Origin of the sequence: Mucilaginibacter antarcticus, assembly GCF_042686155.1 — a bacterium.
Taxonomy (GTDB): domain Bacteria; phylum Bacteroidota; class Bacteroidia; order Sphingobacteriales; family Sphingobacteriaceae; genus Mucilaginibacter; species Mucilaginibacter antarcticus.
In genome coordinates, this window is the sequence record NZ_JBHUON010000048.1 from 1 (window position 1) to 1,552 (window position 1,552).

1 protein-coding gene is annotated in these 1,552 nt (G+C 51.8%); it reads right to left on the reverse strand.

All coding sequences use genetic code 11. The features are described 5' to 3' along the window. Positions 1-68: 68 nt before the first annotated feature. On the reverse strand, positions 69-1,552 hold a 1,484-nt coding region (tnpC, locus tag ACFSYC_RS19570; protein ID WP_377130561.1), incomplete at its 5' end, for an IS66 family transposase.

Here is a 1,552-nt window from a genome sequence, read left to right on the forward strand (position 1 = left end):
CCTTTACCGAACTCCATAATTGTGGCTGAGATTTTAGTGTTGGGAAGTGAGTATTTTGACATCGCTGACTAACCTGTTTTGATTGTATTTTTGTCCGCGAATCTCTCTTTCCAGACTCTTGGCGTCAGGTCGAGTACGTCTTTGGCCGGATGCAGTGCTACACGCTGCAATACATCCACGAGGTAATGGTAGGGATTGACGCCTTGCAGGCGGCAAGTCACCATCAGGCTTTGTAGTATACCCAGTTGCTCAGCCCCAAGTTCAGACCAGCAGAACAAATAGTTTTTTCTGCCCATGGGAATAACCCGCAGTGCCCGTTCCAGATGATTGGTATCCAGGGGTAACGCCGGGTTACTCAGGAACACCTTGAGTTGGCTCTCCCGCTCAGCGGTGTAATGAAGCGCCTTGGCCAAGGGGGATTTGGGTAGTAAATCAGTGCGCTGGCGTTGTTGGTAGACCCACCGGAAGAACTCAGTGACTAAGGGTTCGCTGTGTTGTTGGCGGTAGGTATGGATATCAGCCAGGTCTGATTGCTTATCCCGGATGTGTTTTTCATGCCGGTAGAGCGTGGCGATGATATCCAATGCCTGTTGTGCGGTGTGCGGCTCACTGTCGAGGGCTTTTTCAAAGCCTCTGCGCATGTGTACCCAACAGGCAGCGTGCACTATCTTTTGTTCGTGTTGGTTTATCTGCTCAACCGTTTTGGTGTAAGCGGCATAGCCGTCGGTCAGCAAGGTACCGGTAAAGTCCTGCAACTGTGCTTTGGCATGCAACATGCCCCGGCTGTGACTCCAGGTAAACGCCACCTCATCACTGTCACCGTACATCGGCCAGAAGTAGGTTTGTTTCATTTGCCCCGGTTTTCGGCCAGCCCCTTTGGTACGCCCGGCTTTAATGGGCACTTCATCCATCATCAGGATTTTGCTTTGCAGAATGTGCTGCCACTGGGCCTTGGCGATGGGCCGAAGCAGCTCAATGCCTTGTTGTATCCAATTGATTAGGGTAGCCCGACTAAGGGTAATGCCGCTATCGAGCATCCGTTGATGTTGCCGGTGAAGTGGTAAGTGATACACCGCTTTATCCACCATCAGCCCAGCGAGTAGTGAGACATCGCAGTAACAGCCTTCCAGTACATTGATGGGGGCTGGGGTATCCTTAAGGGTTTGCGTGGTTTTATGACGCACGACCTGACGACGATACACCAGTACCACATAACTGCCGGGCTGTTGTGCTAAGCGACGGGTTTCTTTGATATCCACGACATCATACTGGTCGGCATCCGCCCCCTGTAACTCAGGCGCAGGCACATCAATAATCAGCTGAGGCACCGTCTCATCAAAACGCAGGCCTTCATCATTCACATCCGAGTCGCGACGTTGCTTTTGTGAGGAACGGGTATGGGCCTTCACCGGTTTTTTATCTGCCGGTAAGGCGTGTGTCTCACCCTCATCAAACAAACTGCTCTGCGCCGGATTATCCACTAACACTTTTTCAGACTTACGCCCGAACAACTGGCGTTTAAGCCAGACCAGTTGATGGTTGAGTTGCGCAA